Source organism: Cupriavidus basilensis (assembly GCF_029335485.1).
GTDB classification, from domain to species: Bacteria; Pseudomonadota; Gammaproteobacteria; order Burkholderiales; family Burkholderiaceae; genus Cupriavidus; species Cupriavidus basilensis_E.
In genome coordinates this window covers 1-4,878 of sequence record NZ_JARJLM010000471.1, presented here as the reverse complement: position 1 = coordinate 4,878, position 4,878 = coordinate 1, and the positions used below count along the sequence as shown (strand labels likewise).

The window sequence follows — 4,878 nt, the reverse complement described above, 5'->3', positions numbered from 1 at the left end:
CCGCATGCGCACCAGCCCGGCGTGACAGGTTGCCCCGTGCATGGAGCACCAGTTGTCCCGCCGCTCCCGCCGCACGCGGACCGATTGCGCCGCCCGGCGCTCCCCGCCCGGCGCCCGGCGCTCGCCGTAGCGGGCGCAGCCAGCCGCAGGCGGGCGCTCGGCCAGCCGCTGGCACAGGCTTTGCTCGACATGGGCATGGCACCCGCTCCCGATCTCCCCTCCGACACCCGTGGCCGCCCAGCCGGCCAGGCCAGCTGGACCTGTCCCTTCTGCGCGCTGCTGTGCGACGGCCTTGCCGTCCCGCAGGAAGCCGTGGACGGCCGGGCTCCGGCGCTGAACGGCAGCACTTGCCCGCGCGCGGCAAACGCGCTGGCGTGCTTCGAACCGCGGACAATGGCGGCTGCCCCGTGCGCCGATGGCCGCCCCGTGACGCTGCCCCAGGCGCTCGACGCCGCCGCGCGCTTGCTGCGCGAGAGCCGCCGCCCGCTGTTCGGCGGCCTTGCCACCGATATTGCAGGCACGCGCGCGCTCTACGCCCTGGCCAACCACAGCGGCGCCGTGCTCGACCATGCGCATGGCGACGCCATGACCGCCAGCCTGCGCGCCCTGCAGGATCGCGGCGCGTTCACCACCACGCTGGCCGAGGTGCGCAACCATGCCGACCTGATCCTGTGCATCGGCACCCAGCCGTCGCAAAAGCACCCCGAGTTCTTCCGGCGCTGCGGGCTGACCGGCAGCGCGCAGCCATGCCCGCGCGAGCTGGCCTTCCTGGGCACGCCGATCGACCCGGCGGCGGCGCAACTGCCGAACACGCGCTGCAGCGAGGTGGCGCTGCCCGAGGGCGAGGACCTGTACCAGACGCTGGCCTTGCTGAACGCACTGTGCCGCCCGCGCGCGCTGGCCGACAGCCAGATCGCAAGCGCGGCGCTGCGCGATCTCTCGGCCCGCCTGCTGGCGGCGCGTTATGCCGTACTGGTGTGGACGCCCGCCACCCTCTGCGCGCAGGCAGGCGGCAAGCACGCCGCGCTGCTGATCGAGGGCATCCACCACCTGGTCAAGACGCTCAACCGCACCACGCGTGCCGGCGGCCTGCCGCTCGGCGGCGATGACGGCGGCAACACCGTCAACCAGGCCGTCACCTGGCTGTCGGGACTGCCCCTGCGCACGCACGTGCACCCCGGCGGGCTCGATCACGATCCGCACCGCTACGGGACCGAGCGCCTGCTGCGGGACGGCGATGCCGATGCGCTGCTGTGGGTCGCCAGTTTCACGCCGGACCTGCCCCCGCCCGCCAGCCGCGTGCCCACCGTGGTGCTCGGCCATCCGGCGCTGGCCGCCTCGATGGCCGGGCGCCCCGGCGTCTTTATCCCGGTATCGACCCCGGGCATCGGCTCGGCCGGCCACCTGTTCCGCACCGATGGCGGCATCGTGCTGCCGCTCAGCCCGCTGCGCGACGACGGCCTGCCGACGGTGGCGGCGGTGGCGGCGCAATTGCTGGCGCGGCTGCGGCAGGCCAGCGCGCCCATGGAGTCCGCATCATGAACACCTTGCGCCTGCACGGCGGCCGCCTGTACGACCCCGCGCGCGGCATCGACGGCCAGCTGGCCGATCTCTATGTCCGCGATGGGCGCATCGTCGCGCTGCCGCCCGGCACGCGGGCGGAGGCGGAGCTCGATATCGGCGGCATGGTGGTGATGGCCGGCGGCATCGATATGCACTCGCATATCGGCGGCGGCAAGGTCAACCTGGCCCGCATGCTGCTGCCCGAGGACCATCGCGACAGCATGGCCCCCGCCAGCCCGCTGGAGCTGGCCTCCTGCGGCACCTGCACGCCCGGCACGCTGGCCACCGGCTACCGTTATGCGCAGATGGGCTACACCGCCGCGTTCGAGCCCGCCATGATGGCGTCGAATGCACGCCAGACGCATTTCGAGATGGGCGATACGCCCGTCATCGATCACGGCGCCTACGTCATGCTCGGCAACGACGACCTGTTCCTGCGCATGCTGGCCGAGGGCACCGATTTCCAGCGCATCCGCGACTATGTCGGCTGGACCATCAATGCCAGCAAGGCGCTGGGCGTCAAGGTGGTCAACCCGGGCGGCATCTCGGCCTTCAAGTTCAACCAGCGCAAGCTCGACGTGGACGACCAGCACGTGCACTACCGCATCACCCCGCGCGACGTGCTGCGCACGCTGAGCCAGGCCCTGACCGAGCTCAAGGTGCCCCACCCCCTGCATATCCACGCCAGCAATCTCGGGGTGCCGGGCAATATCGAATCGACACTCGCCACCATGGCCGCGCTCGAAGGCCTGCCGGGCCACCTGACCCACATCCAGTTCCACAGCTACGGTGCGGATGGCCCGCGCAAATTCTCCTCGGCGGCGCTGCGCATTGCCGAGGCGGTCAACGCCAGCCCCAATATCTCGATCGACGTCGGCCAGATCATCTTCGGCCAGACCGTGACGGCCTCGGGCGACACCATGATGCAGGTGAAGAACGCCGACCTGGCCCACCCGCGCAAATGGATCGGCGCCGATATCGAATGCGACGCGGGCTGCGGCGTGGTGCCGTTCCGCTACCGCGAGCAGAGCTATGTCAACGCGCTGCAATGGGCCATCGGCCTGGAAGTCTTCCTGACGGTCAAGAACCCATGGCAGGTGACGCTGACCACCGACCACCCCAACGGCGGGCCGTTCACCAGCTACCCGCACCTGATCCGCCTGCTGATGGACAAGTCCTTCCGCGACGAGCAGCTTGCCAGGCTGCACCCGGAGGTGGCCGCCAACTGCGCGCTGCCCGATATCAAGCGGGAACTGACGCTGTACGAGATTGCCGTACTGACCCGCGCCGGCCCGGCGCGCCTGCTGGGCCTGCGCGACCGCGGCCACCTGGGCGCGGGGGCGGCGGCCGACCTTGCCGTGTACCGCGAGGACGCCAACCGCGAAACCATGTTCACCGCGCCGGAATACGTGTTCAAGGACGGCGCCCTGGTGGCACGCGCGGGACGTATCGTGGCCACGCCCGCCGGCGGCACGCACTATGTCGAGCCCGACTACGACAAAGGCATCGAAAAGACCCTGCGCAAGTACAGCGACAGCCATCTCGCGCTGAACTTCGACAACGCCGCCATCGGCCACGACGAACTGTGCGCCTGCTGCAATGGCGGCAGGCTGCTGCCGGCGCTATGCGACCCGCTGCGCAGGCAGGACACCGTATGAACGGGCGCTCGACATCGCCGCGCGCCTGGGGACACCTCGCATGCTGATCAACGGACTCACCATCGACGACACCTTCGCGGAGGCTTTTCCGATGAAGGCCACCCGGCTGCTGGTCACGGCCCACAACCTGACCTGGGCGCGGCATGCCGCGGCCGCGCTCACGGGCTTCGCCACCTCGGTGATCGCCTGTGGCTGCGAGGCCGGCATCGAGCGCGAGATCGCGCCGGCCGATTCCCCGGACGGGCGGCCCGGCGTAGCGGTTCTGCTGTTCTCGATGTCGGGCAAGGAGCTGGCCAAGCAGGTCGAGCGCCGTGTCGGCCAGTGCGTGCTGACCTGTCCCACCACGGCGGTGTACGCGGGGCTGGCCGAAGGCGAGGCCATCCCGCTGGGCAAGAACCTGCGCTTCTTCGGCGATGGCTGGCAGATCGCCAAGATGATCGACGGCGTGCGCTACTGGCGCGTGCCGGTGATGGACGGCGAGTTCGTCTGCCAGGAAACCACCGCCATGGTCAAGGCGGTAGGCGGCGGCAACCTGCTGATGCTGGCGCGCGACACCGACAGCGCGCTGGCCGCGGCAGAGGCTGCGGTGGCGGCAATGCGCCGGGTACCCAATATCATCATGCCCTTTCCCGGCGGCGTGGTCCGCTCCGGCTCGAAGGTCGGCGCCAGGTACGCCGGCATGCATGCCTCCACCAACGATGCCTTCTGCCCCAGCCTGGCCGGGCTGGTGGCCGGCAGCCAGCTCGGCCCCGCCGTGCGCTGCGTGCTGGAGATCGTGATCGACGGCCTGACGGAAGCCGACGTGGCCGCCGCCATGCGGGCCGGAATCGCGGCGCTCGCCGGGCGCGGCGCCGCCGCCGGGCTGGTGCGCATCTCCGCCGGCAACTACGGCGGCAAGCTGGGCCCTTTCCACTTTCACCTGCACCGGCTCGCCAGCCAGGGAGAACGCGCATGAGCGGCCTGACCCTGCGCCTTGCCACCACCCCCGCGCTGCGGGTCGACCTGCGCCAGCTGACGCCCGCCGCGCTGGCCGGCATGGCGCCTGACGCGGTAGCGCGGCTGCCCCTGTGGCATGGCAACGAAGGCATCGCCCTCGGCGACTTGTTCACCGTGCTGGCCCATGCCGGCGATGGCGAGCCCAGCCTCACGCTGGAAGGCGACCTGGGACGCTTCGACCGGATCGGCTGGCGGATGTCCGGCGGCACGCTGCGGGTCGAGGGCGACGCGGGCGACTATCTCGGCTGCGGCATGCAGGGCGGCACGCTGCGCGTGAGCGGCAATGCCGGCGATTTTGCCGCGGCGGCGCTGGCCGGCGGCAACCTCGTCATCGGGGGCAACGCCGGAGACTTCGCCGCCGCGGCGCTGCCCGGCGACATGGACGGCATGCGCGGCGGCACGCTCGTCATCGGCGGCAACGCCGGTGACCGCTTCGGCGACCGCATGCGGCGCGGTACCGCGCTGGTGGCGGGCAACGCCGGGGATTTTGCGGCCGCGCGCATGGTTGCGGGCACGATCGCGGTGGCTGGCGCCGTTGGCTGTCATCTGGCCTATGGCATGCGCCGCGGCACCGTCGTGCTGGTCAGCGCCAGGCCGCAGGCACGGGCTACCTTCGTGCGTGCGGATGGCAATTTCGATGTGTTCTGGACGTTGATGGCGC

At 71.2% G+C, this 4,878-nt stretch carries 4 protein-coding genes; all 4 read left to right on the top strand.

Annotated features, from left to right (window positions below; genetic code table 11):
• Nucleotides 1-1,542: hypothetical protein (locus tag P3W85_RS29025; RefSeq protein WP_346430299.1), on the top strand; the 1,542-nt coding region annotated here is incomplete at its 5' end.
• Complete coding sequence (locus P3W85_RS29020) at nucleotides 1,539-3,221, top strand: formylmethanofuran dehydrogenase subunit A (protein WP_276267292.1); 1,683 nt, start codon at nucleotides 1,539-1,541, stop codon at nucleotides 3,219-3,221. The genes P3W85_RS29025 and P3W85_RS29020, both read left to right, overlap by 4 nt.
• Before the next feature lie 40 nt (nucleotides 3,222-3,261).
• Nucleotides 3,262-4,176 carry a formylmethanofuran--tetrahydromethanopterin N-formyltransferase gene (fhcD, locus tag P3W85_RS29015; RefSeq protein ID WP_276267291.1) on the top strand — a complete coding sequence of 305 codons (915 nt, stop codon included), beginning with the start codon at nucleotides 3,262-3,264 and terminating at the stop codon, nucleotides 4,174-4,176.
• Nucleotides 4,173-4,878, top strand: a 706-nt coding sequence (locus P3W85_RS29010) for a formylmethanofuran dehydrogenase subunit C (RefSeq protein WP_276267290.1), incomplete at its 3' end; no start/stop codon positions are given. The genes fhcD and P3W85_RS29010, both read left to right, overlap by 4 nt.

What these genes read in the sequence shown, in the direction of transcription:
- P3W85_RS29020 (WP_276267292.1), top strand. Translation starts at nt 1,539, where the DNA reads ATGAACACCTTGCGCCTGCACGGCGGCCGCCTGTACGACCCCGCGCGC.
- fhcD (WP_276267291.1), top strand. Translation starts at nt 3,262, where the DNA reads ATGCTGATCAACGGACTCACCATCGACGACACCTTCGCGGAGGCTTTT.